Annotated in this window: 25 protein-coding genes; 10 read left to right on the top strand and 15 right to left on the bottom strand. The window is 71.3% G+C overall.

Features of this window, described 5'->3' with window-relative positions; all coding sequences use genetic code 11:
- Nucleotides 1–9: 9 nt before the first annotated feature.
- On the bottom strand, nucleotides 10–846 hold the full coding sequence (locus tag ABZ806_RS25665) for a 2,3,4,5-tetrahydropyridine-2,6-dicarboxylate N-succinyltransferase (RefSeq protein WP_500219930.1): 837 nt from the start codon (nucleotides 844–846) through the stop codon (nucleotides 10–12).
- A gap of 44 nt (nucleotides 847–890) precedes the next feature.
- Between ABZ806_RS25665 and ABZ806_RS25660 the strand changes: the two genes are divergently transcribed.
- The 3 genes from ABZ806_RS25660 (at nucleotide 891) to ABZ806_RS25650 (ending at nucleotide 4,347) form a co-directional block, all read left to right on the top strand.
- Nucleotides 891–1,808 carry a hypothetical protein gene (locus ABZ806_RS25660; RefSeq protein ID WP_500219929.1) on the top strand — a complete coding sequence of 306 codons (918 nt, stop codon included), beginning with the start codon at nucleotides 891–893 and terminating at the stop codon, nucleotides 1,806–1,808.
- Between the two features lie 83 nt (nucleotides 1,809–1,891).
- A complete protein-coding gene (locus tag ABZ806_RS25655) occupies nucleotides 1,892–3,070 on the top strand; it encodes a glycosyltransferase family 4 protein (RefSeq protein WP_500219928.1) in 1,179 nt (392 codons plus the stop codon).
- Entirely contained in the window at nucleotides 3,049–4,347 is a 1,299-nt protein-coding gene (locus ABZ806_RS25650; RefSeq protein ID WP_500219927.1) for an MFS transporter, read from the top strand. The genes ABZ806_RS25655 and ABZ806_RS25650 overlap by 22 nt, the downstream gene beginning before the upstream one ends.
- On the opposite strand, the gene ABZ806_RS25645 is transcribed toward ABZ806_RS25650, so the two are convergent.
- The 7 genes from ABZ806_RS25645 to ABZ806_RS25615 all read right to left on the bottom strand — a co-directional run bounded on the left by ABZ806_RS25645 (nucleotide 4,313) and on the right by ABZ806_RS25615 (nucleotide 10,348).
- Nucleotides 4,313–5,347, bottom strand: a complete 1,035-nt coding sequence (locus ABZ806_RS25645; RefSeq protein WP_500219926.1) for a sulfate/molybdate ABC transporter ATP-binding protein — start codon at nucleotides 5,345–5,347, stop codon at nucleotides 4,313–4,315. The two genes, ABZ806_RS25650 and ABZ806_RS25645, sit on opposite strands and share 35 nt — an antisense overlap.
- Nucleotides 5,347–6,165, bottom strand: a complete 819-nt coding sequence (locus ABZ806_RS25640; RefSeq protein ID WP_500219925.1) for a sulfate ABC transporter permease subunit — start codon at nucleotides 6,163–6,165, stop codon at nucleotides 5,347–5,349. The genes ABZ806_RS25645 and ABZ806_RS25640 overlap by 1 nt, the downstream gene beginning before the upstream one ends.
- Nucleotides 6,158–7,003, bottom strand: a complete 846-nt coding sequence (cysT, locus tag ABZ806_RS25635; protein ID WP_500219924.1) for a sulfate ABC transporter permease subunit CysT — start codon at nucleotides 7,001–7,003, stop codon at nucleotides 6,158–6,160. Before cysT ends, ABZ806_RS25640 begins: the two co-directional genes overlap by 8 nt.
- A 5-nt stretch (nucleotides 7,004–7,008) precedes the next feature.
- Complete coding sequence (locus tag ABZ806_RS25630; protein WP_500219923.1) at nucleotides 7,009–8,010, bottom strand: sulfate ABC transporter substrate-binding protein; 1,002 nt, start codon at nucleotides 8,008–8,010, stop codon at nucleotides 7,009–7,011.
- A gap of 61 nt (nucleotides 8,011–8,071) precedes the next feature.
- The gene (locus tag ABZ806_RS25625; RefSeq protein ID WP_500219922.1) at nucleotides 8,072–8,914 is read right to left on the bottom strand and encodes an ABC transporter permease; all 843 of its coding nucleotides are present in this window, start codon (nucleotides 8,912–8,914) and stop codon (nucleotides 8,072–8,074) included.
- Complete coding sequence (locus ABZ806_RS25620; protein WP_500219921.1) at nucleotides 8,907–9,758, bottom strand: ABC transporter ATP-binding protein; 852 nt, start codon at nucleotides 9,756–9,758, stop codon at nucleotides 8,907–8,909. Before ABZ806_RS25620 ends, ABZ806_RS25625 begins: the two co-directional genes overlap by 8 nt.
- Nucleotides 9,755–10,348 (bottom strand): ABC transporter substrate-binding protein, encoded by a 594-nt coding sequence (locus ABZ806_RS25615; protein ID WP_500219920.1) that lies wholly within the window; start codon nucleotides 10,346–10,348, stop codon nucleotides 9,755–9,757. Before ABZ806_RS25615 ends, ABZ806_RS25620 begins: the two co-directional genes overlap by 4 nt.
- Before the next feature lie 63 nt (nucleotides 10,349–10,411).
- On the opposite strand from ABZ806_RS25615, the gene ABZ806_RS25610 reads away from it, so the two are divergent.
- Both ABZ806_RS25610 and ABZ806_RS25605 read left to right on the top strand, forming a co-directional pair.
- Entirely contained in the window at nucleotides 10,412–11,641 is a 1,230-nt protein-coding gene (locus ABZ806_RS25610) for an RNA-guided endonuclease InsQ/TnpB family protein (protein WP_500219919.1), read from the top strand.
- An 8-nt stretch (nucleotides 11,642–11,649) separates the two neighbouring features.
- A complete protein-coding gene (locus tag ABZ806_RS25605) occupies nucleotides 11,650–11,988 on the top strand; it encodes a TauD/TfdA dioxygenase family protein (RefSeq protein ID WP_500219918.1) in 339 nt (112 codons plus the stop codon).
- A gap of 57 nt (nucleotides 11,989–12,045) precedes the next feature.
- Here ABZ806_RS25605 and ABZ806_RS25600 read toward each other — a convergent pair whose 3' ends face one another.
- Together ABZ806_RS25600 and ABZ806_RS25595 are read right to left on the bottom strand one after the other, a co-directional pair.
- The gene (locus ABZ806_RS25600; protein ID WP_500219917.1) at nucleotides 12,046–12,525 is read right to left on the bottom strand and encodes a carboxymuconolactone decarboxylase family protein; all 480 of its coding nucleotides are present in this window, start codon (nucleotides 12,523–12,525) and stop codon (nucleotides 12,046–12,048) included.
- A complete protein-coding gene (locus tag ABZ806_RS25595; RefSeq protein WP_500219916.1) occupies nucleotides 12,522–13,601 on the bottom strand; it encodes an NAD(P)H-dependent amine dehydrogenase family protein in 1,080 nt (359 codons plus the stop codon). The genes ABZ806_RS25600 and ABZ806_RS25595 overlap by 4 nt, the downstream gene beginning before the upstream one ends.
- Nucleotides 13,602–13,813: 212 nt before the next feature.
- On the opposite strand from ABZ806_RS25595, the gene ABZ806_RS25590 reads away from it, so the two are divergent.
- The 3 genes from ABZ806_RS25590 to ABZ806_RS25580 all read left to right on the top strand — a co-directional run bounded on the left by ABZ806_RS25590 (nucleotide 13,814) and on the right by ABZ806_RS25580 (nucleotide 17,427).
- Nucleotides 13,814–15,406, top strand: a complete 1,593-nt coding sequence (locus ABZ806_RS25590) for a GMC oxidoreductase (RefSeq protein ID WP_500219915.1) — start codon at nucleotides 13,814–13,816, stop codon at nucleotides 15,404–15,406.
- Nucleotides 15,407–15,667: 261 nt separating this feature from the next.
- A complete protein-coding gene (locus tag ABZ806_RS25585) occupies nucleotides 15,668–16,561 on the top strand; it encodes a DMT family transporter (RefSeq protein ID WP_500219914.1) in 894 nt (297 codons plus the stop codon).
- Nucleotides 16,558–17,427, top strand: coding sequence for a DMT family transporter (locus ABZ806_RS25580; RefSeq protein ID WP_500219913.1), 870 nt, complete (start codon nucleotides 16,558–16,560; stop codon nucleotides 17,425–17,427). The genes ABZ806_RS25585 and ABZ806_RS25580 overlap by 4 nt, the downstream gene beginning before the upstream one ends.
- Here ABZ806_RS25580 and ABZ806_RS25575 read toward each other — a convergent pair.
- Nucleotides 17,405–18,490 carry an MGDG synthase family glycosyltransferase gene (locus ABZ806_RS25575; protein WP_500219912.1) on the bottom strand — a complete coding sequence of 362 codons (1,086 nt, stop codon included), beginning with the start codon at nucleotides 18,488–18,490 and terminating at the stop codon, nucleotides 17,405–17,407. The two genes, ABZ806_RS25580 and ABZ806_RS25575, sit on opposite strands and share 23 nt — an antisense overlap.
- A 31-nt stretch (nucleotides 18,491–18,521) precedes the next feature.
- Here ABZ806_RS25575 and ABZ806_RS25570 point away from each other — a divergent pair, with 31 nt between their 5' ends.
- The gene (locus ABZ806_RS25570; RefSeq protein WP_500219911.1) at nucleotides 18,522–19,232 is read left to right on the top strand and encodes a polysaccharide deacetylase family protein; all 711 of its coding nucleotides are present in this window, start codon (nucleotides 18,522–18,524) and stop codon (nucleotides 19,230–19,232) included.
- 42 nt (nucleotides 19,233–19,274) lie between these two features.
- Here ABZ806_RS25570 and ABZ806_RS25565 read toward each other — a convergent pair whose 3' ends face one another.
- Both ABZ806_RS25565 and ABZ806_RS25560 read right to left on the bottom strand, forming a co-directional pair.
- Nucleotides 19,275–22,331 (bottom strand): hypothetical protein, encoded by a 3,057-nt coding sequence (locus ABZ806_RS25565; protein ID WP_500219910.1) that lies wholly within the window; start codon nucleotides 22,329–22,331, stop codon nucleotides 19,275–19,277.
- Nucleotides 22,332–22,382: 51 nt separating this feature from the next.
- The gene (locus ABZ806_RS25560) at nucleotides 22,383–22,853 is read right to left on the bottom strand and encodes a GNAT family N-acetyltransferase (RefSeq protein ID WP_500219909.1); all 471 of its coding nucleotides are present in this window, start codon (nucleotides 22,851–22,853) and stop codon (nucleotides 22,383–22,385) included.
- Between the two features lie 107 nt (nucleotides 22,854–22,960).
- On the opposite strand from ABZ806_RS25560, the gene ABZ806_RS25555 reads away from it, so the two are divergent.
- Nucleotides 22,961–23,629, top strand: coding sequence for a hypothetical protein (locus ABZ806_RS25555; protein ID WP_500219908.1), 669 nt, complete (start codon nucleotides 22,961–22,963; stop codon nucleotides 23,627–23,629).
- 417 nt (nucleotides 23,630–24,046) lie between these two features.
- On the opposite strand, the gene ABZ806_RS25550 is transcribed toward ABZ806_RS25555, so the two are convergent.
- Both ABZ806_RS25550 and ABZ806_RS25545 read right to left on the bottom strand, forming a co-directional pair.
- On the bottom strand, nucleotides 24,047–24,199 hold the full coding sequence (locus tag ABZ806_RS25550) for a DUF397 domain-containing protein (RefSeq protein WP_500219907.1): 153 nt from the start codon (nucleotides 24,197–24,199) through the stop codon (nucleotides 24,047–24,049).
- 37 nt (nucleotides 24,200–24,236) lie between these two features.
- Nucleotides 24,237–24,884 (bottom strand): DUF5753 domain-containing protein, encoded by a 648-nt coding sequence (locus tag ABZ806_RS25545; protein WP_500219906.1) that lies wholly within the window; start codon nucleotides 24,882–24,884, stop codon nucleotides 24,237–24,239.
- Between the last annotated feature and the right edge of the window lie 126 nt (nucleotides 24,885–25,010).

The raw sequence follows: 25,010 nt of genomic DNA, 5'->3' as shown, positions 1-25,010 counted from the left end.
CCCGTCGCGTCAGGTGTTGATGCCGTGGTCGCGGAGGATGTCGTTCAGGGACGCCTTGTCGTGGCGCTGCCCCTCCTCCAGCCGCTTCAGGATCAGCACGGCGGGCAGCCCGAACGTGCCGCCCTTGAACTCCTTGTAGCGGGTGCCGCCGACGGCGACGCACCAGTCGGGGATGCGGCCGCGGCTGATCTCCTCGCCGGTCTCGACGTCGATGACCGGCATGGACGCCGACAGGTTCGTGCCGGAGCCGACGACGGCGCCCTTCCCGACCCGCGCGCCCTCGACGATCATCGAGCGGCTGCCAATCATGGCCTCGTCCTCGATGATCACCGGCTTGGCGTTCGGCGGCTCCAGCACCCCGCCGATGCCCACGCCCCCCGACAGGTGGACGTTCTTGCCGATCTGCGCGCACGAGCCCACGGTGGCCCAGGTGTCGACCATCGTCCCGGAGTCGACGTAGGCGCCGATGTTGGTGAACGACGGCATCAGCACGACGCCGGGCGCGAGGTAGGCGCCCCAGCGGGCGATGGCGCCGGGGACGACCCGGACGCCGTCCAGCCGGCTCTTCAGCGGGATGCGGTCGTGGTAGCGGAAGTCGCCCACCTGGGCCCGCGCCATGCCGAGGACCTTGAAGCTCAGCAGGATCGCCCGCTTGGCCCGCTCGTCGACGAGCACGTCGTCGGTCGCGGGGTCGATGCGGGCGACGCGGGCCTCGCCCGTGTCGATCTGGTCGACGGCGGCCACGATGGCGGCGCGGGCGTCGGCGTCGTCCGGGGTGAGGTCGGCGCGCCGCTCCCACAGCTCGTCGATCGCTCCGGAGATCGGGCTGGTGAACGTTTCGGTCATGCCTCATGAGCTTAGTGGGACCGAACTCCCGGTACCTTCTTCGCGTGGCTGTTTGGGCGAGGTTGAAGGAGCGCCCCGGGGAGGGGTCGGACGGCGGCGGGCGCCGCCGTGGCCTGCACTGGGCGGTGGGCCTGGCCGTCTTCGTGATGCTGGCGGCGGTCGGCGGGTTCGTGCTGTACGACCGGGCCCGCCCGTATCTGCACGGGTCCGGCTGCGAGGTTCGGACGAGCCAGGGGACGATGCCGCTCGATCTGGAGCAGGCCGCCAACGCCTCGACGATCGCGGCGGTCGCGTTCCGCAAGCGGCTGCCCGAGCGGGCGGCCGTGATCGCCTACGCGACGGCGATCCAGGAGTCGCACATCCGCAACCTGCCGGGCGGCGATCGCGATTCGGTCGGCATGTTCCAGCAGCGCCCGTCGCAGGGCTGGGGCACCCCCGACAAGCTCCGCGACCCCGTCCTCGCCACCAGCAAGTTCTTTGACGCCCTCGTGAAGGTCAAGGATTACCTGGACCGCGACCTGCACGACGCGGCGCAGCTCGTCCAGCGCAGCGCGGACGGCACCGCCTACGCCCAGCACGAGCCGGACGGCACGCTGCTCGCGACGGCGTTCACCGGCCGGGAGCCGGCCACGGCCCGCTGCTGGTACCCGCCCGACAAGCAGACCGCGTCCCGCCGCCCGGCGGCGATCCTGGAGATGCGCCGCGCGTTCGGCAGCCGCCTCAAGATCGGCGGCCCGAGCCCGCTGACCAAGGGCGCGAAGTCCGACCCGGACTCCTGGAACGCGGTGAAGGCGTCGAGCACCCGCGAAGGCTGGGCCGTCGCGGCGTGGGCCGTCACCCACGCCCAGGTCTACGGCCTGACCGAGGTCCGCTACGCGGGCAAGCACTGGCAGGCCGACGCCGGCCACGACGGCTGGACGGCGGACAAGGACGCCCCGAAGGACGCGGTCATCGTCAAGTGATCCCGGCGCGCGTGCGACACGCGCGCGCGTGCGACACGCGCGCGCGTTGGTTGGAGCGCGTCTGTGCGGGAAGCTGTGAACGCATGGAGATCCCGCGGACCTTGGTGCTGACCGGGCACTTTCCTCCCGAGCCCGGCGGTGTGCAGACGTTCACGTGGGAACTGGTGCGGCGGCTGCCCGCGGACCGCGTGGTCGTGGTGGCGCCGGCGCGGCAGGGGGCCGCGGAGTTCGACGCGGGGCTGGACTTCCCGGTGGTCAGGCGGCACGGGTACCTGCTGTTCCGGGGGCTGCGGCGGCTGGTGGCGCGGCACCGGATCGAGGCGGGGTGGATCACCGCGGCGGCGCCGTTCGGGATGTACGCGCCGCTGGTGCGGGCCGCGGGGGTGCGGTGGCTGGTCGGGTCCGCGCACGGGCAGGAGCTCGGCTGGTTCCGGGCGCCGCCGACGCGGGCGGCGCTGCGGGCCGCGTGCCGGTCGTTCGACGTGCTGACCCATCTGTGCGAGGCGACGCTGCCGGAGGTCGCGGGCGCGGTCGGGGACCGGACGCGGCTGGTGCGGCTCGCGGGCGCGGTCGACACGGTGCGGTTCCGGCCCGGCCTGGACGGTGCGGCGGTGCGGCGGCGGCACGGGCTCGGCGGCGGCCCGGTGGTGCTGAGCGTGGCCCGGCTCGTCCGGCGGAAGGGCCACGACATGCTGATCCGCGCGTGGGGCGACGTGGCGCGGCGGCGGCCGGACGCGCGGCTGGTGATCGTCGGGGACGGCCCGATGCGGCACCGGCTGCAGGAGATGGCGGACCGGTCCGCGCCCGGAACGGTCACGCTGGCGGGCCTGGTGCCCGCCGCCGACCTGCCCCGCTACTACGCGGCCGCCGAGGTGTTCGCGCTGCCGTGCCGCGACGACCGGCGCGGGCTGCAGACCGAGGGGCTCGGCCTGTCGGTGCTGGAGGCGTCGGCGTCGGGCCTGCCGGTCGTGGTCGGCCGGTCCGGCGGCAGCCCCGCGTCGCTGATCGACGGGCGGACCGGCGTCCTGGTGGACGCGACCCGCCCGGACGAGCTGTCGCTGACCCTGCACCGGCTGCTGGCCGCCCCGGAGCGGTCCGCCGCGATGGGGGCGGCCGGGCGCGCGTGGACCTGCGAGAACTGGAGCTGGGACACGGCCGCCGCGCGGCTGGCCGCCCTGCTCGCGGACGCTCCCCGCCCGGATCCGACGCCGCGCCGGGCGAGACCGGGGATGGAGCCCGCATGGGACTCAAGGAGCAGCTGAGCCGCCGGGACTTCCGGCGGCTCATCCTCGGTCAGACGGTCTCCTCGTTCGGCGACTGGATGGGCACGCTCGCCCTGATGTACTTCGTCCTGGAGCTGAGCGGCTCCACGACGGCGGTGGGCGGGGTCCTGGTGCTGCGGCTGCTGCCGTCCGCGGTGGGCGCGCCGCTCGCCGCGCGGGTCGTGACGCGGTGGCGGCGGCGCAGCGTGATGCTGTGGTCGGACATGATCCGGATGGGCATGGCGCTGGCGCTGCCGATCGTGCCGTGGCTGGTGTGGGTGTACATCTGGGCGTTCCTCATCGAGGTGGTGGGGCTGATGTTCCTGCCCGCCCGGGACGCCGCGATCCCGTTCCTCATCGAGGACGAGGAGGACCAGCACGACACCCGCACGCTGGAACTCGCCAACGGCATCACGATGGCGACGTCCTACGGGATGATCCCGCTGGGCGCGGGGGCGTTCGGGCTGCTGCTGTGGCTGTCGAACATGGCCGGCTGGGAGGGCCACTGGCGGTACGTCGTCGTCTTCTGGCTGAACGCCGTGACCTACCTCGTGTCGTACTTCATGATCCGCTCGATCCCCGACCTCGGCCCCGGCCCGGTCGAGCGGGCGGAGATGGAGCACACCGAGAAGGAGGCGCAGGGCGGCTTCTTCTCGGCGCTGCGGCTGCCGGTGGTGCGCGGCGTCCTGCCGGGGGTGGCGGTGGTGGCGCTCGGGCTGGGCGCGCTGTTCTCGCTCGGCGTGGTGTTCGTGAAGAACACCCTCGACGCGGGCGCGGTCGGGTTCGGCGCGCTGGTGGTGCTGTTCGGCGTCGGCGCCCTCGCGGGGCTGCTGCTGATCCACCGCAAGGCGGGCAGCCTGATGACGCAGGTCCGGATCGGGACGGCCGCGCAGGGCATCGTGATCGCGCTGATGGGCGGGCTGGGGTCGATCACATTGTCGTTCATCGGCGCGGTCGTCTTCGGCGCCGCCGCGACGAGCGCCCTGGTGGGCGGCATCACCTACCTCCAGGAGGCGCTCAGCGGGGTGGAGCGCAACCTGGCGCTGACCGCGTTCCACGCGGTGCTGCGGTTCGGGCTGGCGCTCGCGGCGCTGCTGTCGGGCGCCGCCGCCGACCTCCTGCAGGAGGCCGGCGCGTCGCCGCTCGGCCTGGCGCCGGGCCAGTTCGTGCTGGCGGCGTCCGGCCTGGTGGTGCTGGCCGGCACGTTCCTGATCCGGGCGCCCGGCGCGCGGGAGATGTCCCCTACCCGAGAGGCGCGGGCTCGGGATCGTTCCTGATCTCCACGGCGGACGCCTCGGCGGCGGGCCGGACATGCACCTCCGCGCCCGGCCCCGCCGCCAGCCGCCGGGCGGCGCCCCTGGTCAGCTGCGCCCAGGAGACGTCCTCCCCACCCGATCCCTCCGACCCGCCCGGCCCGCCCGGCCCGCCCGGCCCGTGCACCCGGAACTCGACCCGCACCTCGAACCCGAGCCGCACGACGCGGGTGACCACCGCCGGGACCGTGCCGGGCCCCGGCTCGGCGGCGACCTCGACGTCGTGGGGCCGCAGCAGCCGGCCGCCGATCTCGGTCACCGGCCCGAGGAAGCGCATCACGAACGGGCTGGCCGGGTGGTCGTAGATCTCGCCGGGCGGCCCGACCTGCTGAACGGCGCCGTCGGCGAGCACCACGATCGAGTCGGCGACCTCGATCGCCTCCTCCTGGTCGTGGGTGACGAACACGGTGGTGACGTGCACCTCGTCGTGCAGGCGGCGCAGCCACGCCCGCAGCTCCTTGCGGACCTGGGCGTCGAGCGCGCCGAACGGCTCGTCCAGCAGCAGCACCTCGGGGTCGACGGCGAGCGCCCGGGCGAGGGCCATCCGCTGCCGCTGCCCGCCCGACAGCTGCGCCGGGTACCGCCCGGCGAACCGGTCGAGGTGGACGAGGTCGAGCAGCTCCCCGACCCGCCGCCGGATCTCGTCCTTGGACCTCTTGCGGATCTTCAGGCCGAACGCGACGTTGTCGAACACCGTCAGGTGCTTGAACGCGGCGTAGTGCTGGAACACGAACCCGACGCCGCGGCGCTGCGGCGGCGTCGACGTCGCGTCCCGGCCGGCGATCAGCACCCGTCCCGAGTCGGGGGTCTCCAGGCCCGCGACGACGCGGAGCAGGGTCGACTTGCCGCCGCCGCTCGGGCCGAGCAGCGCGGTCAGCGACCCGGACGCGATGTCCACCGAGACGTCGCGCAGCACCGGCGCCTCCCCGAACGACTTGCTCACATCGCGGATCTCGATCGCCATCAGGTGCCGTCCTTGGGGCGCAGGAGCCGGGTCGCCAGCAGGCTGGCGACCGCGATCGCCGCCAGCGCGAGCGCCGCGGCGTACGAGGCGTGCACGTCGAAGTTCTCGAAGCGCTCCTCGACGAACAGGGTCAGGGTCTGGGTGTGGTCGACGGTCCGGCCGGACACCACGGCCACCGCGCCGTACTCGCCGAGCGCGCGGGCCAGCGAGAGGACGATGCCGTAACCGAGCGCGGCGCGGATGCCGGGCAGCGTGATGCGGCGGAACGTCTGCCAGCCGCCCGCGCCGAGGGTCCGCGCGGCCTGCTCCTGCTCGTCGCCGAGCTCCTCCAGGACGGGGACGATCGCCCGCACCACCAGCGGCAGGCAGACGAACACCGTCGCCAGCACCATCCCCGGCGTGGAGAAGATGATCTGGATGCCGCGGCCCTCCAGCCAGCCGCCCACCGGGGTGAACGCGCCGTACACCAGGACCAGCGCCAGCCCGACCACCACCGGGGACACCGACAGCGGCAGGTCGATCAGCGCGCTGAGCAGCCGCCTGCCCGGGAACCGGTGCCGGACGAGCAGCAGCGCGGCCAGCACCCCGAACAGCGTGTTGAGGACGATGGCCCACCCCGCGACCACGGCCGTGACCTGGAAGGCGTGCAGGGCCGAGTGGGAGGTGAGCGCGCCGAGGAACGCGCCGAGACCGTCCTGGAACGTCCGCCAGGCGATCAGCCCGACCGGCACGATCAGCAGGAGGGCCAGGTAGGCCAGCACGATCAGGCGCAGCGCGTACTTGGCCGGCGCGTACTTGGCCGGCGCGTGCTCAGCCATGGCGGGCCCCCCAGCGGCGGACGAGGTCGATCGCGAGCAGGAACACCAGCGACAGCACCAGCAGCGCGGTCGAGGTCGCCGCCGCCGCCGCGGTGTTGTCGCTCTCGATCTGGCCGAAGATGTGCACGGCGGCGACCTGCGTCTTGAACGGGACGTTCCCGGAGATCAGCACCGTCGACCCGAACTCGGAGATGGCGCGGGTGAAGGCCAGCGCCGTCCCGGTCAGCATCGCCGGGACGAGGTTCGGCAGGATGATCCGCCGGAAGACCGTCCAGTTGCCGGCGCCGAGCGAGGCGGCGACCTGCTCCATCTCGCGGTCCAGCTCCATCAGCACCGGCTGGACGGTCCGCACGACGAACGGCAGCGTCACGAACAGCAGCGCCACGACGACTCCCGCGCGGGTGTAGGCGAGCGAGACGCCGAGCGGGCTGTCGGTCCCGTACAGGGTCAGCAGGACGAGGCCCGCCACGATGGTCGGCAGCGCGAACGGCAGGTCGATCAGCAGGTCGACCAGGCTCTTACCGGGGAAGGAGTCGCGGACGAGCACCCAGGCGATCAGCGTGCCCATGACCAGGTTGATCAGCGCCACCACCAGCGAGGCGACGACGGTCAGCCGCAGAGCGGCCCAGGCGTCCGGGGTGGTGATCGCGTCCCAGAACGCGGCGGGGCCCTGCGATGTCCCCTTCCACAGGACGGCGCCGAGCGGGATCAGCACCACCGCGCTCAGGAAGATCGTCGCCGTCCCCACGCCGACCGCCGTGCCGCCCCAGGTGGGCGGGGTGATCCGGCGGCCGGGCGAGGGAGTTGGCGCGGCCCTCGTTTTCTCGATGGTCGGCACGGGACCTAGCCCTCCACCGACACGCCGATGCCCTTCTCGACATCGGCCATGACGCTGCCCTTCGGGTCGAAGAACTCCTTCTTCACCTTGGGCCAGCCGCCGAGGTCGGCGATCGTGAAGAGCCCGGACGGCGCCGGGAACTTCTCCGCGCCGGGCACACCGTCCGCGACGGGCCGGTACCCGTTCTTGACGAAGATCTCCTGAGCCTTCTTGCCGTACAGGTACTTCAGGAAGGCCTGGGCCTCGGCGGGGTGCTCGCTCTTCTTGGTCACCGCGACCGGGTTCTCGATCAGGAGGGTGGCGTCGGGCACCGTGTAGTCGAGCGGCTGGTTGTTCTGCTTGGCGAAGATGGCCTCGTTCTCGTAGGCGAGCATCACGTCGCCCTTCCCGCCCGAGAAGGTCTGCAGCGCCTTGCGCGCGCTGGAGTCCTGCACGGGGACGTTCTTGAAGAGCGCGTGCAGGTAGGCGGTCCCGGCGGCCTTGTCGGCGCCCTTGTTCGCCTTGGCGCCGTACGCGGCCATGATGTTCCACTGCGCCCCGCCGGAGGTGAACGGGTTCGGGGTGATGACCTGGACGCCGGGCTTGAGCAGGTCGTCCCAGGTCTTGAGGTTCTTCGGGTTGCCCTCGCGGGTGGCCAGGACGACGACGGAGTTACTGATCATGCCCTTCTGCGGCCCGGAGTTCCACTTCGCGTCGACGAGGCCGGCATCCACCAGCCGCGTCATGTCCGACTCCAGGGAGAACTCGACGATGTCGGCCTTCAGCCCGTTCGCCACCGCGCGGCTCTGCTCGCCGGAGGCGCCGAACGACTTGGTGAAGGTGACGTTCTCGCCCTCGGGCGTCTTCTGGAACTCCTTGATGATGTCCTCGAACGCGGCCTGGGGCGTGGAGTAGGACACCAGCGAGAGCCGGACCTTCCCGCCCGAGTCTCCCGACCCCCCGCAGGCGGCCGCCCCCAGGGCGACGGCGGCCAGCCCCAGTACGACCCCTGTCTTGCGCACGCGCATCGATCTCTCCATCTTTCCTACATGTTTGGTCGGGTAAGCATGTTATATCGGGGCGCCGCCGTCAAGACGTGTCCGTGCGCCAGCGGGTGAACCGGCGCTCCAGCAGGACGAGGACGTAGTTGAACGCCAGCCCGAGCGCCGAGATGGCGAGGATCTCCGCGTACATCTCGGTGATCGCGAAGTTCTGCTGCGCGGAGCCGATGAGGAAGCCGAGGCCCTCCTTGGCGCCGACCATCTCCGCGACGATCATGACGAGCACGGAGATCCCGCCGGCCAGCCGGACGCCGGTGAAGACCGACGGCACCGCGGCGGGCAGGATCACCTTCTGGAAGACCCGCACGGCGGGCAGCCCGAGCGACCGCGCGGACTTGACCAGCGTCGCGTCCACCGTGCGGACCGCGCTGATCGTGTTCAGCAGGATCGGCCACGCACACGCGTACAGGACGATCGCGATCTTCGACGTCTCGCCGATGCCGAGGACCAGGACGAAGACCGGCAGCAGCGCGATCGCGGCGGTGTTGCGGAACAGCTCCAGCAGCGGGTTCAGCAGGTCCGCGACCGGCCGGTACCAGCCGATCAGCAGGCCGAGCGGCACCGCGAGGACGATCGCCAGCCCGAACCCCGACAGGGCGCGGACCAGGCTGGCCTCGGTGTCGCTCCACAGCCGGCCGCTCCCGGCCAGCTCCCCCAGGGCCGGGAGGACGTCCGACACCGGCGGCAGGAAGACCGGGTCGACGAGCCGCGCGCGGGGAGCCAGCTCCCAGACGGCGAAGAACACGGCGAGCGCGATCGTGCGCCGGAACACGACGGCGGCGAGCGCCCTGAGGCGGCGACGCCTCGCGGGCGGGGGCGCGGCCTCGATCCAGGGCTCGGCGGGCGCGGGCGCCTCCACGGTGCTAGCCACGGGTGACCGCCTCCTCGCGCGGCGCCGGGACGGACGGCCGCCGCGCCGCCCGCATCTCGTCCTTCAGCAGCGACCAGACCCGGTGCCGGTGGGCCGCGAACTCGGGGCTGGAGCGCAGGTCCTCCCGCTCGTCGCGGCGGCCGAGGTCGATGCCGACGATCTCCTTCACCCGGCCGGGCCGCGAGGTCAGCACGGCCACCCGCCCGCCGAGGTACACGGCCTCGTCGATGCCGTGGGTGATGAACACGACGGTCTTGCCGGTCTTCGCCCAGATGCGCAGCAGCTCGTCCTGGAGGGTGTCGCGGGTCTGCGCGTCGAGCGCGGCGAACGGCTCGTCCATGAGCAGCACGCCGGGGTCGTAGGCGAGGCTGCGGGCGATCGCGACGCGCTGCTTCATGCCGCCGGACAGCTCGTGCGGGTAGCGGTCCTCGAAGCCGGACAGGCCGACGAGGTCCAGGTGGCGCCTGGCGACCTCGGTGCGCTCGCGGCGCCGCAGCCCCTTGGCCTCCAGCCCGAACTCGACGTTGCGCAGCGCCGTCCGCCACGGGAGCAGCGCGTACTGCTGGAAGACCACACCCCGGTCGAGGGCCGGCCCGGTCACCTCCGCGCCGTCGATCGCGACGCGTCCGGCGGTGGGCCGGGAGAGCCCGCCGATCAGGTCGAGCAGGGTCGACTTGCCGCAGCCGGACGGCCCGACCACGACGAGGAACTCGCCCTCGGCGACGTCCAGGTCGATGCCGCTGAGCGCGGTGAACGCGCCGCCGCCGCGAACCGGGAACGTCTTGCCGACGCCCGTGAGACTGATCTTCGCGGTCTTCGCGGTCTTCACGTTCTGCGCGGTCATCGCGGGGTGCCTCCGTTCGCGTAGGGGTTGAACTCGTTCGTGTACAGGTCCCGGGGCCGGACCTTGACCTCCTTGATCTGGCCGACGTCCTTCAGCCAGCCGCTCCAGGTCGCGAACTCCCGGTCGGTCATCAGGCCGCCCCGCCCGGCGACGCCCCACGACTTCCAGTACTTCAGCGCGTCGGGCCCCTCGTTCCGGCCGCGCGCCGTGAGGATCTCCGTCTGCCGGGCGATGACCTCCTCGCGCGGCGTGGTGCGCGACCACTCGATGGCCTTGGCGATCCCGGTGGTGAAGGCCCGCACGGTGTCGGGGTTCCGCTCGATGAAGTCGTCGCGGAAGACGTAGGAGCCGGCGGTGAAGGCGCCGAGGAAGTCGTAGTCCCGGAAGACCCGGCGGACCCCGCCGGCGGCGAGCGCCTTGTCCTGGAAGATCCCGGTGAGCGCGGCGACGTCGATCCGCCCCTGGCGCAGCGACTGCTCCAGGGAGACCGGCGGCACGGCGAGCGCCTCCACCTTCGCGACATCGCCGGCGCCGAGTCCGTTGCGGCGCAGGTAGAGGTCCAGGACGGCCTGGGAGTGGCCGCCGAGCACCGCAAAGCATTCGTGTCACGGACGTAGAAGATCGCGCGCCCGGTCGCTTTGTCGGTCCTGGGAATGTCGGTGGCGGTCGGTAGGTTGCGGGGCGTGTCCCGGTACCGGTTGTGTCCGACCCCTGCTCAGGAGGCGGGGTTGCTGGGGCATTGCTCGCATGCCCGGTATGTGTGGAATCTGGCGGTGGAGCAGCATGCCTGGTGGACGCCGCGGCGCGGTCCCGCGCCGGGGTATGTCGCGCAGGCCCGCCAGCTCACCGAGGCTCGCGCCGCGAACCCGTGGCTGGCGGCCGGTTCGCAGACGGTGCAGCAGCAGGCGCTCAAGGACTTCGCGCAGGCCATGGTGAACTTCTTCGCCGCTACGCACCGGCGCCCCACCTGGCGCAAGGCCGGGCTGCACGAGGGATTCCGGATTGTCGGCGTCCGTGGCCGCGCTTGGGAGGTGCGGCGGTTGTCGCGCCGCACGGGTGAGGTGCGGGTGCCGAAGGTGGGGTGGGTGCGGTTCCGCTGGTCGCGCCCCGTCCCGCCGGACATGAGGTCGTTCCGGGTGACCCGTGACCGCGCCGGGCGCTGGCACGTCGCATTCGCCGCCATCCCCGCCCCAATCCCCGCGCCCGGCAACGGTGCGGCAGTTGGCGTTGACCGGGGCGTGGCGGTGTCGGCCGCGCTGTCCACCGGCCAGACCAGCAGCGTGCCGGGGTTGACGCCGGGTGAGACCGAGCGGTTGAAGCGGCTGCTGCGCCGCCTGGCCCGCGCGAAGCGCGGATCGAATCGGCGTGCCCGGGTCAAGGCCGCCATCGCGCGGCTCAAGGCGCGTGAGACCGACCGCCGCAAGGACTGGGTGGAGAAGACCTCGACGGACCTGGCGCGCCGCTTCGACGTCATCGCCGTCGAGGACCTCAACGTCACTGGGATGACCCGGTCGGCGCGCGGCACCCTGGACGCGCCCGGCACGGGCGTGCGCGCCAAGGCCGGGCTCAACCGGGGCATCCTGGCCAACGGGTGGGGACAGCTCGTCACCCGGCTGGAGCACAAGGCGCCAGGACGCGTGGTCCGGGTCGCCCCGACGTACACCTCGCAGACCTGCAACGCCTGCGGGCACCGCGCACCCGGCAACCGCGAGAGCCAAGCGGTGTTCCGGTGCACGGCCTGCCGACACTGCGACAACGCCGACGTCAACGCCGCCTGCAACATCCGAGACTCCGCCGTGGGACGCACGGTGGCCGCGCGGGGAGGCACGCCGCTGGGCGGGCCGGCGAACCGCGAACCCCGACTCGCTCTCCTCTCCGTATAGGGGACGGGTTGGAATCCCCCCCGCTTCAGGTGGGGGAGGACGTCAACGGCGGCTTCGCGCAGAGCGTCGTCGGGCTGCCTCCGCATGAGGGCCGCACGCTCCTCGACATCTTCCAGCGGCAGGTCACCCGGCCGGAGAACATCCTGCGCTGGGCGTGGGCGCCGGGCGACCTCATCGTGTTCGACAACCGGATCACCCAGCACTACGCGTCCGACGACTACGGCGACCTGCCGCGGCTGCTGCACCGCGTCACCGTCGCCGGCGACGTCCCGGTGGGCGTGGACGGGCGGGAGAGCTACCTCGTCGAGGGCGACGACGCCTCGCACTACACCCCGTCCGCGGCCTGAGCCGGGCCGTCCGGAGACCAGGGCCCGGGGAAGGGGTGACCCCGGGCCCTGCCGGCGTCACAGCTTGGGCAGCACGCACATGGCGTCGAGGCCGAGGACGTGGTTGAGCCGGCCGAACGCCAGCCAGGAGCCGATGCACATGCTCAGCTCCACGATCTCGGCCTGGGTGTAGTGCGCGGTCATCCGGCCCCAGAACTCCTCGTCCAGGCCGTGGTGGTCGAGGGCGTACCGCTCGGCGTACTCGGCGGCGAGGCGGGTGCGGTCGTCGAAGCGGTCGGTGGTGCGCCAGTCGGTGACGGCGTCGGCGAACTCCCCCTCGACCTTCTCGCCGTCGCGGTCCGTCCGCCAGTCGAGGCAGAACAGGCACCCGTTGATCTGCGCGATGCGCAGGCGGGCGGCCTCGAACTCGCGGAGCCCGAGCGTCGTGTGCGCGTACACCGCGAGCGACAGGTTGGACGCGGCGGGGCCGATCCCGGGCACCATCTCGCCCCACGCGTACTGGATCGGGTCCTTGCCGTCGGGGATGTCGAGGTTCATCGGGTCTTCCTCCCCAGCCTGCCCACGGCGGGACGCAGCGGGACGTCGAGCGCGTCGTAGAGTCCGGGTTCGGCGTCCACCAGCCAGTCGACGGCGCCGACGAGGCGCCCGACGGCGGTGGCGTTGCCGCCCGCCGCGCGGTTGCCGTGCTCGTCGGTGGCCTCGACCGTGACCTCGATGCGCGGGTCGCCCTCGATGATGACGCGGTGCGCGCCGTCGCCGTCCGGCGGCACCGGCCAGTCGGGCGCGCAGGACGCGTGGATGCGGGTGACGTGCTCGACCACGATGCGGGGCTCGCCCTCGACGATGCCCTGCACCTCGAACCGCACCGCGCCCTGGGTGCCCTTCTCGAAGTCGCCCATGGACGCGGTGGTGATGGTCTCGTCCAGCGGCCGCCGCTCCACGGTCTCGCGGACCTCGTCCAACTCGACGCCGAGCGCCCGCGCCATCAGCCGGACCTGCCCGCCCCACACCATGGTCGGGACGGTCGCCGCGAGCATCGGCGGCTCGTAGTCCATGGGCTGGCCCATGCCGACCAGGTAGCGGACGGAGTCGGGCTGGTCGTAGGTGGTGTAGTCGAAGATCTCCTGGCAGCGGACGACGTCGACGACGCCGCCCAGCCCGCTGATCATCAGCGGCAGGACGTCGTTGCCCCAGCCCGGGTCGACGCCGGAGACGAACAGCGAGCCGCCGCCCTCGGCGACGGCGTCCAGCACCGCCGCCCGCATCTCGGGCGGGGCGTTGCGCTGGTCGTAGAGCGCGTACAGCGCGGGCGACACGACCACGGCCCCGGCCCGGATCGCCCGCAGGATGTCGGCGAGGGCGTCGTCCGGGCGGATGTCGCCGGACGCCGCGTAGACCACGGCCTGCGGGCCGGTGCCGAGGACGGCCTCGATGTCGGTGGTCGCCGCGACGCCGAGGTCGCGGCCGAGACCGGCGAGGTCGCCCGCGTCCCGGCCGGCCTTGCCCTCGTCGTGGACGATCACGCCGGTCAGTTCCAGGCCCGGATGGGCGTCGACGGCGCGGAGGGCGAGCCTGCCCACGTTGCCGGTGCCCCAGACGATCGCGGAGATCATGCGCGGAATGTAACAAAGCCCGGCCAGAATGCCAAGCAAGCACTTGGTTAACTGCCCGTGACCTGGCAACACGCATGCGTAACGGACCGTAAGTTACTTTTGCGTAGCTAGTGACTTCCCTCTCCCGGCGATATAGAACCTGTTCCAGTCTCAGCGAGAGTGAGGGAGGTCACATGACGGACTCCGCCATGCCCACTGGGAGACCTAGTGGCATGTCACGACGCGGTTTCATTGTTGGAACCGGTTCCATTCTGGGGCTCGGGGTGCTCGGCGGCACCGCCGCCACCACCGCCCGGGCGGCCGGCCCGATCGGCGACGGCGCGCACGTCCCGGCCCTGATCATCGGCACCGGCTACGGTGGCTCCGTCGCCGCGCTCCGGCTCGCCCAGGCCGGCGTCGACGTCCACATGGTCGAGATGGGCCAGGCATGGGACACGCCCGGCTCGGACGGCAAGATCTTCGCCAACACCCGGTCGCCCGACTACCGGTCCTTCTGGCTGCGGACCCGGACCAAGCAGCCGCTCAGCAACTTCCTCGGCTTCCCGATCGACAAGGACGTCCCGCGGTACGCCGGGATCCTGGACGCCGAGGAGTTCGCCGGCATCACCGTCTACCAGGGACGCGGCGTCGGCGGCGGCTCGCTCGTCAACGGCGGGATGGCGGTCACGCCGAAGCGCTCGCGGTTCAGCGGCGTCCTCCCGTCGGTGAACGCCGACGAGATGTACGCCAAGTACTACCCGCGCGCCAACGCCGGCCTCGGCGTCAACGAGATCGACCGGGCCTGGTTCGACTCGACCGACTGCTACCAGTACGCGCGGGTCGGGCGGAAGCACGCGCAGCGCTCCGGGTTCGCGTGGGAGTACGTCCCGAACGTGTACGACTTCGACTACATGGAGAAGGAGGCGGCGAACACGGTGCCGAGGTCGGCACTCGCGGCGGAGATCCTCTACGGCAACAACTACGGCAAGAAGACGCTGCCGAAGACCTACCTGGCGCAGGCCAAGGCGACGGGCCGGGTCTCGATCTCGGCGCTGCACCGGGTGACGTCGGTGACGCCCGCCTCCGGCGGCGGCTACACGGTCGCGATCGAGACGCTCAACACGTCCGGCGACGTCACCGGGACGAAGACCGTGCGGGCCGACCGCGTGTTCTTCGCGGCAGGCAGCGTCGGCACCAGCAAGCTGCTGGTCAAGCTCAAGTCGACCGGTGCGCTGCCGAACCTGAACGGCGAGGTCGGCAGGGGCTGGGGCGACAACGGCAACGTCATGTGCGGCCGGGCCAACCACCTCTGGGACCCGACCGGCAGCCTCCAGTCGTCCATCCCGACCGGCGGCATCGACAACTGGGACGCCGGCGGGGCGTTCGCCGAGGTCGCGCCGCTGCCCACCGGAATCGAGACCTGGGCCTCGTTCTACCTGTCGATCACCAACACCCCGCACCGGGCCGACTTCTCCTGGAACGCCGCGGCGGGACGGGTGGACCTGAACTGGCAGACGGCCTGGAAGCAGACCAGCATCGACATGGCCAAGTCGATCTTCGACAAGATCAACAAGAAGGAGGGGACGATCTACCGGACCGACCTCTTCGGCGTCTACAAGATCTGGGGCGACCACCTCACCTACCACCCGCTCGGCGGCGCCGTCCTGAACAAGGCGACCGACAACTACGGCCGGCTGCGCGGCTACTCCGGCCTCTACGCCATCGACGGCTCGCTCATCCCGGGCAACACGAGCGTCAACCCGTTCGTCACGATCACCGCCCTCGCCGAACGCAACATCGAGAACATCATCGACAACGACCTGTAGCGGCGCGCTGACGGGATCCGGCCACGGGCGCGTGTGGCCGGACTTTCACTTTCCCGGGCTCACGGGGGCACCGGCCGAGGACGGGCACGGGCACGGGCACGGGCACCGGATTGTCGATCCTCTATCCGGGTAGCGGCTGGTCAACGGGGGGTTCGGTCTCGGCTGGACGAGGCGGCCGGCCGCGGGGGCACCCGGTTGCGCCGGACGACCCCGGGTAGGTGCGGATCCTGACGAATCAGCCGGGGGAGATCGTGGATTCGGATGAGCATTCTCGGCATGGCCATCGCGGTGGTGGCCGCTGCCTTCATCGGGCTCGGCTTCGTGGCGCAGCAGCACGCCGCGTTCCGCGAGCCGCTGGAGGAGATCCTGCATCCGCGGCTGCTGCTGGACCTGCTGCGCAGCCGGCTGTGGCTGACCGGCATCGCCTCGATGATCACCGGCCAGATCATCTTCGCGTTCGCGCTGAACATGGCCGATGTCGCCGAGGTCACGCCGGTCCTCACGATCAACCTCATCTTCGCGCTGTTCGCCGCGCACGTGATCTACCGGGAGCGGCTCGGCCGCAACGAGTGGCTCGGCGCGCTGCTGCTGACCGGCGGCGTCGCGCTGTTCCTCGGGATCGGAGTGCCGCACGGCGGGTCGCTGCCCGGCGTGCACTCGCCGCGCTGGCTCGCGGGCGGGGCCGTGCTCGCCCTCGTCGCCCTGTGCGCGATCGGCGGCCTGCACCGGGACCTGCGCGTCCGCGCGATGCTGCTGGCGTGCGGCGCCGGCCTGCTCTACGGGCTCCAGGACACCCTGACCCGCAGCGTACTGCTGGTCACCGACGAGAACTTCGCCCACGTCTTCGTCACCTGGCAGCCGTACGGTCTCGTCTTCATCGGGGCGCTCGGGCTGCTGTTCGCGCAGAGCGCCTTCGACGCGGCGCCGCTGCGGATCTCGCTTCCCGCGACGACGGCGGCCGAGCCGCTCACCGGCATCGCGCTCAGCATCGTGATCTTCGGGGAGCGGGTGCGGCTGGAGATCTCCGACCTCGCCCTGGAGGCGCTCGGGCTCGCCGCGATGGTCGGGGGCATCATCGTCCTCGGCCGGTCGCCCTACCTGGGCAAACCCGGCGAGCGCGCGGCCGCGCCGCCTGACGGGGTGGAGGCCCGATGATCCCGGTCGTCCTCGCGCTGTTCGCCGGCGCCTCGAACGCACTCGCGTCCGTGCTGCAGCGGCGGGTCGCCAAGGCCGCGCCCGAGTCGGACGCGTTCAAGCCCGCGCTCATCCTGGACCTGCTCCGCAAGCCCATGTGGCTCGGCGGCATCGCCGCGCTCATCGCCGCCTTCGTGCTGCAGGCGGCGGCGCTGTCCATGGCGGGGCTGTCGCTCGTCCAGCCGCTGCTGGCCGTCGAACTGCCGTTCACCATGATCCTCATCGCGTGGCTGCCGCCGCGCGGGCTGCACCAGGTGCCGTGGACCGCCGTCATCCTGCTCAGCACCGGGCTGGCGGTGCTGCTGTTCGCGCTCTCGCCCGACGAGGACTACGACGTGCCGAGCACCGCCGCGTGGATCATCGCGACGGTCGGCACGGTCGCCGTCGTCGCCGGCCTCATCGCGCTGGCCTGGCTCGTCCCGGGGCCCGTCCGCGCCATCCTGCTGGGCATCTCCACATCGGTCGGGTTCGCGCTGACGGCCGCCTTCATGAACACCGCGACGCGCAAGCTGGAGCGCGGTTTCGGCGTCGCCTTCACGTCCTGGCAGATCTACGCGATGGCCCTGGCGGGCCTCGCCAGCCTCTTCCTGCTGCAGAACGCGCTGCAGAGCGGCAGCCTCGTCGCCGTGCAGCCCGCCCTGACCATCTCCGACCCCGTCGCCAGCATCATCCTCGGGGTCTACCTGTTCGGCGAGGACGTCCAGGGCGGGCCGTGGGTCATCCTGGAGGCCGCCGGCATGGGGCTGATCCTCCTCGGCAGCATCGGCATCGCCCGATCCCCGCTGCTGCACGAGGAGCACGACGTCAGCCGAGCGCAGCCCGGATGACCCGCTCGGCGGGGACGGCGTCGAACAGCGCGGCGGCCTTGCGGGCCCGCGCCGCCCGCACCGCCCCGTCCGCCAGCCCGTCCAGGGCCTCGATCAGCTCGCGCGGCGAGCGGGCGTAGCAGCTCAGGCCGTCGCGGGCCATCGCCGCGGCGCCGTCGCGGCCGTGCCCGGGGATCGGCCGGTAGGAGATCACCGGCAGCCCGCACGCGAACGCCTCCCGGCAGGTCAGCCCCGCCGCGTTGTCGATCAGCGCGTAGGCGCCCGCCATCAGCTCGGCCATGTCGTCGCGCCAGCCGAGCGCGGGCCCGTAGACCCGCTCCCGCAGCCGCTCGTTCCGCCCGCACAGCACCACCGGGATGTACCGGCCGGACGCGGCGAGGCCCTGCGCCGTCTCCACGACCCGCCCGACGCCCCAGGCGCCCGCCGAGATCAGCACGATCCGGTCGCCCGGCCGCGCCCCGGCCTCCTCCCGCAGCCGGTCGCCCGCGCCCCGCAGCCGGTCGCCCGCGCTCCGCGCCCGGCGGAACTCGCGCCGCACGACGGGCGCGTACACGCCGGCGTGGCGGCCCGTCCGCTCCAGCACCGTCCGCGCGGCCCGCTCGTCCGGGCACAGGTAGCGGTCGTTGCCCGCGTGCAGCCACATCCGGTGGACGGCGAAGTCGGTCACCAGCACCAGCGACGGCGCGGCGAGCCGCCCCGAGTCCCGCAGCCGCCCCGCCGCCTGCGCGGCGAGGTGGAACGTCGACACGACCGCGTCGGGCGGCAGCTCCCGGATCCGCGCGTCCAGCCGCCGCGCGATCAGCGCGGTGAGCGGCGACGCGGGCGGCGGGCGCCGGGACACGAAGAACGCCCGGTAGATGCCCTCGTACAGCCAGGGCGTGGACCGGACCATCCCCTCGTACATCCGCCGCAGCCCCCGCCCGAGCCGCAGCGGCACGAGGTCGAGCACGTCCAGGACGGACGCCTCGACGTCCTGCGGCGCCATCCGGCGCGCCAGCTCCTCGGCGACCGCGTCATGCCCGGCGCCCATGCCCGCTGTCAGAATTAAGAGTCGTTTGCCCATTCGTTGAGCTCCCCCCAGTGAAAATGTCTTCATGTCCCGCCGCGTGCCCGCCACCCTGACCGCCGTCGTGCTGGGTCACGCCCTGCCCGCGGCGACCTGGCTGCCCCCGGTCCGCCGGCTGACGCCCCGCATCGCCGGCCGCGGCGGCCCCCGCCACGTGGCGCTCACCCTCGACGACGGCCCCGACCCCTCGTCCACGCCCCTGTTCCTGGACGAGCTGGCCCGCCTCGACTGCCGCGCGACGTTCTTCGTCCTCGGCACCATGCTGCGGCGCACCCCGTCGCTCGGCCGCCGCATCGTCGACGAAGGCCATGAGATCGCCGTGCACGGCTGGCACCACGACAACACCCTGACGACGCGTCCCGGCCGGGTGACCGGCGAGATACGGGACACGGTGCACCTGGTGCAGGACGTGTGCGGCGTGATGCCGTCCTGGTACCGGCCGCCGTACGGGGCTCTGAGCACCGAGGCGTGGGTCGCCGCCCGCCGCAACGACCTGCGCCCCGTTCTGTGGACGGCGTGGGGGAAGGACTGGACGTCCTCCGCTACTCCGTCCTCCGTGCTGGAGACCCTGGCACCGGGCCTCAAGGGCGGCGCGACACTCCTCCTGCACGACAGCGATGTCACTTCGGCACCCGGCGCATGGAAGGCGACCCTCGGCGCGCTGCCCCGGGTCGTGCAACGATGCCGCGCGTCCGACCTGACCGTCGGCCCCCTGCGCGACCACGGAGTGCACCCGTAACGACCGCTGTCACACGGCTACTACTCCCCCGGCATGCGTCCTCTATGTGGCGCGACCAGCCCGTTTCTGCATCCTCGCGAGGACGCCGCCGGTGATCAGAACGAGGCCGAGCGCCGCCGCCGCGGCCGGGAGGGCGGTGGGGATGCCGAGGTAGGTCGTGATGCCGAGGATCCGGGAGAGGCCCCAGGGCAGGAGCGCCATCTGGTCGTTCCAGATGGTGAGAACGCGTTCGAGGCCGATCGCGGCGATCAGGGCTCCGAGCAGTGCGAGGGGCACGCCTATCTGGATCATCGTCGCGCCGGTCGCTTCTCGCTTGCGTAGGCCGTAGGCGTCGCGGAGCACCCGGTAGGCGACCGCGAACGTCCAGCAGAAGGCGGCGAACGCGATCGTGATGTAGAGGGAGCGGAGGCCGGGCTCGGTCCAGAAGTCGTACCAGTACCGGCCGGGGCCGCGTCCCGCCAGCGGGACGAGGAGGATCGCGGTGCGTCCGAGCGCGACCCCGCCGATGGCTGCGCTGAGCGCGAACCTGTCGTGGCCGCGCATCAGCCGGCGCAGTGTGAGGGCGAAGATCAGCCAGGCGCCGAGCACCAGGATGAGGTGGGCGGGCGCGGCGAACCAGGTGTAGACGGCGCGGCTCACGACGAGGACGGCGAGGGGCAGGGCCCACACGAGCGTCCGGTCGGCCCGTCCGGGGGTGACCGACGTGACCTGCCACGGGCGCGTCATGCCGAGCCAGAGCGCCCGTAGAGCGGCCGATCCGGGAACGCCTCGCAGCAGCCTCGGGGCGGCGCCGAGGATGAACACGATGGCGAGGACGGCGAGCAGGGCCCTGGCGAACCAGGCCATGGCCTCGTCGCGGTCGGCGTGCTTCATTCCGATTTCGGCGGCGGTGAAGTTGTAGGCGGGAAGGGCGGTGTCGTGACCGTAGCGCTTTTCGTGTGCGGCGGCGGCCGTCCTGAACCGCTTCTCGGCCGCGCGCCATTCCGCCTTGGCGTCGGCCGAGCCCGTGTCGAGCCATTGCGCATGCCGGAGCACCATCGTCCGGTAGGCGGCCAGCGTCTCGAAAAGATCGACCTGATAGGCCATGGTGTTCGCGAACTGCTGCCGCAGGGCCGGATCGCGCCATTTCGAAGCCCCGGTGCCGTCGATGAGCGCCTGCATCCTGCGGGCCAGTTCCACGGCCTCCGCGCCCTCTTCGATCGCCTCATCGAGCTTGGGACGGGCCACCTTGTAGATCGTGTCCAGCGCGGCGCTGTCGCCGGTCACGATGTCCCACTCGAAGATCCACATCATCGGCGGCGGTTCCAGCCCGAGCGCCTTGACCCTGGTGTCGGCATAGGGGCCGATGTAGAGGCCCTTGCCGATCGCGCTCCGGGACAGGGCCATTACCTGGGCGATCGCCGAGATCGTGCCCGGGTCGTCGGAGAACGTCTGCCGGATCCAGTCGTTCGTGGCGGCGGCGACGTCCGCGTCCGGGTCCCATGCCAGGCGGGCGGTCAGGTAGACGTTGAGGTCCCACATCTGCCAGAACCCGGTGCGCAGGTAGAGGGTCATCGGGCCCGCGCGGAGCGGCCCGCCGTCCTGAGTCCAATTCCACAGGCCGACGACGTTGGGATTCTTGGCGAGGAACGTCCGGAGCGCCTGCTGATGCAGCCCGCCGAGGTCGTTCGGCAGCGCCCCGAACCCCTCGAACTCCCGCCGCGACTGGAACTCGACGATCCTCCTCTGCTCACCGGTCAGCAACGTCGTGTTGAGCGGAAGGTGACTGTAGAAGTCCCCCAGCGAGTACTTGGTCGACACGATGAGGTGTTCGCTCTCGATGCCGTCCAAGACCTCGTGATAGGACGCCGGATTGGTGTGCATGTCACCGACCGCCCCGACGCCGACGCTCCAGGTACGGAAGACGATGTCCTTGTCGTCCGCGTCGGCCTGCCGCAGGAACGCGGTGAGCATGGCCCGCACCTGCTGCACCGTCGTGACCTTGATCTCGGAATGGTAGTCCCACCCGGCGAGCTTGTACTCCTCACCGCCCTCCCCGATGCGGACGACGACCCCGTCCACGTACGGCATCGCCGTGAACAGCTCATGCAGCCCGGCCCGATAGACAGACCAGAGCCGCGCACTAGAGGTGTCGAGATCGCCGAGGTACGCCTTCAACGGTGGTGACAGCGCCAGTATGTCGGTCTGGAAGTAGACCTTCATCCCCATCTCATGGGCGTACTTCCAAGCGGGCCCGAACGCCCGCCGCATCGCGAGCGCCCGCGCGATATGCGCATCACCCTTCCGATAAACGGCATGGCCGTCCCCGACCTCACCGAAGGTGACGTACTCGAGAAACCCAGGCACGACGACGCCGTTGTACCCGTCCGCCAGCGCATGGTCGACGAACTGCCGGAACTGCGCGCCAATACTCTCGGCCTGCTTCGCATCGACCCATGGCGCACGCCCCAGCAGCGCCGGCCCGACGACATCGGTGTTGAGCCCGTAGTCGTCCCCCGCCGCGAAGGCCGCCTTGTCAGGCGTCAACCCCACAGACCCGTGGTCGGTCAACCGCAGCGGCAAGGTCGGCTCAACAACCCGCCCGTCGTCCTCCTTGGGCAGCACATCGGCTCCCGGCCGAATCCGGTCGGCAACCGCATAGAGCCCATTAGCGACCCCACCGGCCGTAGCCGCCTCAAGCAACAGCCCACCACCCTGCCGCCGCAGCCGAAACGCCTGTTCCGCCGACTCGGACGAGATCGAAGCGCCCCGCACTACTCGCAGTGCGGCCTCGCCCTCCCCCAAGCCGACCTTGGGCCTCGGCAACCCGCGCCCCGCGAACGCCGAGGCGACCGCCTCCGCCGCGAGCCGCTCCCGCCGCCGCTGCACGTCCGTCCCACCGACCGGCAGCAGGATCGACTTGAGATGCGGCGGCTCGACCATCGGCGCGACCTTCGCCACCGCAGCCCGCTCGACAGGAACCGCGGCAGGCGCGACCTCGACCTTCAGCAGGGCCCCGACCTGCGACGCGACGGCCGCACCGAGGACGAGCACCAGAACGCCCGCCACCAGGTACCACCGCCGCCGCGCCCCGCTCCACCCCTCACCCGCGCCCGACATGCGGCAAATCGTAGATCTCGCCCACCAAATGAGGAATCCGGTTCGTCCGGTTCACTCCCCAGTGCCACCGAGCGCCTTCGTCATGAAGACGCTGTTCGGGTCGGGGCGGTAGTCGGCGAAGGGGGCGCAGTAGTCGAATCCAAACTTCTCGTAGAGCCGCCGCGCCGGGAGAAAGAAGTCGTCGGACCCCGTCTCCAGGCTCAGCCGGGCGAGCCCCATCCGCTCGGCCTCGGCGATGACGTGCCCGAGCAGCCTGGACGCGATACCGCTCCGCTTGCGCGCCGGAGACGTGCGCATCGACTTCAACTCGCCGTGGACGGCGTCCAGCCTCTTGATCGCTCCGCAGCCCACGACGAGTTCCCCGTCCATCACCGTCCAGAACGTGACGTCCGGGCCCCGCAGCGCGTCGAGGTCGAGCGCATGCTTGCTCTCCAGCGGCGTAACAGAACGCATCTGCCGGACGTGCTCAGCCAGGAACTCCGCGATCTGCGCCCCAGACAGATCGTCAACGACAATTCTCATCTCACTCACCCACACAATTATCCGCTGACGGGCCCACACCACGAACGCGCCACATCGGTTCGATCACGTTGCTCGTCCGGGCTGCTCCGGGCCCTAGGTTGCGGGGCATGACGACCACTCCCTCCGCCGTAGTACGCCGCGCGCACGCACGGCGATGGCTCGTCGCCACCGCCGTCCTCTACAACCTCACCCACCACTTCGGCTTCGCCCTCACCCCACTCGGTTCCGTCGGCCACACCCGCTGGGCCGACTGGATCGACGTCCTCACGCCCTACTCCGTGCTGCTCACCGCCGCGGCAGCCCTCCACGCCGCCGGCACACACCGCCGCAGTTGGACGCTTTACCTCGTCGGCGCCATCACCTATACCGAGGGCCACGGCATCCACCTCGCGGCCAATTCCGTTTACAACACCCACCCGAACCCCACCGCACACCTCTGGGACGAGACCGTCGGCCATTACGTCTGGTACGCGGGAACCGCCCTCGTCTTCGCCGCTCTCGTCACCGCGTTCGCTCGCATGCCACCGCCGCGCACCGCTCTTCACCTTCCGCTCAGCCTCGGCGTGGCCATTACCTGGACCACCAACTCCATCGAAGGCACCACGGGGTTCATGGGCATCGCCATCGCCGCCGTATTCACCGTCTGGGGCTGGCGGACCCGGCACCACCTCGGCCGTGTCCTACTCCCCGCCTTCGCGCCCGCCCTCGTCATGCTCACGGCCTACGGCACCTGGTACCGAGGCTTCCCCCAACCCTCCGACATGGGCTGGCTATAACCCCGCCGCCCCACCCGCCACAGCGAACGAGTCACTCTCCAGCCGGACGGGGACATGGCGGCACCGTCCACCCACCCGCAAGCAACTAGCCGGACATGTCCCGCCAGAGACCCGGTTCCCCGCACTTCACCCACACCCAGCCACCCAACTCCGCCAGTTCCACATACCCCCAGCCCACATCGCCGAACGACTCAAGCAACGGGGCTTCGACCTGAAGGTATTCGGTCCGGACACCGGCGTCCCCCATTCGCGTCAGCGCATGGCACGCTCGCCGGAATCCGGCATCCCGCCCCACACCCCCACGTGCCACAATATTCCGAACCAAACGGACATTCATCGCTGTACGGCGTCCACGAACCTCGACCAGGCCGCTACATTGTTGATCTGCGGCGTGTTGTTGTTTTCGACGCGGCGGTGTCAAGTGGTTGTTGCAACGAGGTACTGGTTGAGTGTTTGGGCTGGATTGGTGAAAATCCCGGCGAACGCGTCCCGCCCGAACGCCAGCCGCTCCCCGTCCGGATCCTTGGAGTCCCGCACCCACACCCGCCCGCCCGACTCCGCCAACTCCACACACGCAGGATCGCTGTCACCACCGCTGCGAGAACTCTTACGCCACTCGATCATCCGCATATGTCCCCATCGTCCGCTCGATCAGATCCCGAGAGTCGCTCTTCGAGAGCGCGACGGCGCCGATCTGGGCGAATCGAATCGCAAGCTTGGCAATCTCGTCTCCGCCTTCGATGAGCCGTCCGCCAAGCTGCGCGCCCACGTAGGCCACTTCCCGGGAGCCTACTCGAAGTATCTGGATCGCCCCGTCATGCCCGGGATGCCGACCGGCCGATCGTGGGACGATTCGGATGGCCGATCGCGGTGACCTGCCGACTTCGACGAGATAGGCAAGCTGCTCCTCCATCATTTCAGGTCCACCGACGTAGCACTCCAACACCTCTTGATCGAGAAGGATCCAGAGATAGGGCGGCTCGTCCTTGGCAAGGATCTCCTGACGCTCCAACCGCGCTGCGGTCTCCTTGGCCACGTCCAACTTCTGATCGCTGTCCGCCACCAGAGCGCGGGTGTACGCCTCGGTCTGCAGAAGCGCGGGGACGGTCTTACCGTGGTAGACCTCGATGTTCGTGGCACCCCGCTCGTACTGAAGGTACTGCTTGTACCAGTCGGGGTCGTGCCCGCTGCACGCGAACATGAAAAGCCGCTCGAAGTGACCACCGGTGTTCCACGCCTCATCGAGCCGCTTCATGTAGACGTCGCGTGGACGCAGGCGACCTGCCTCCCAGTTAGCCTCGATTTTTCGTGAGGTCGGTTGGGGGGGGGGGGGGACCCCCCCCCGCGGGGTTTTGGGTGGATGGGGGTGGAGATTGAGGGG

Source organism: Spirillospora sp. NPDC047418 (assembly GCF_040643275.1).
Classification (GTDB): Bacteria; Actinomycetota; Actinomycetes; order Streptosporangiales; family Streptosporangiaceae; genus Spirillospora.
The sequence above is the reverse complement of the archived record's forward strand: the minus strand, read 5'-3'. Positions and strand labels throughout refer to the sequence as shown.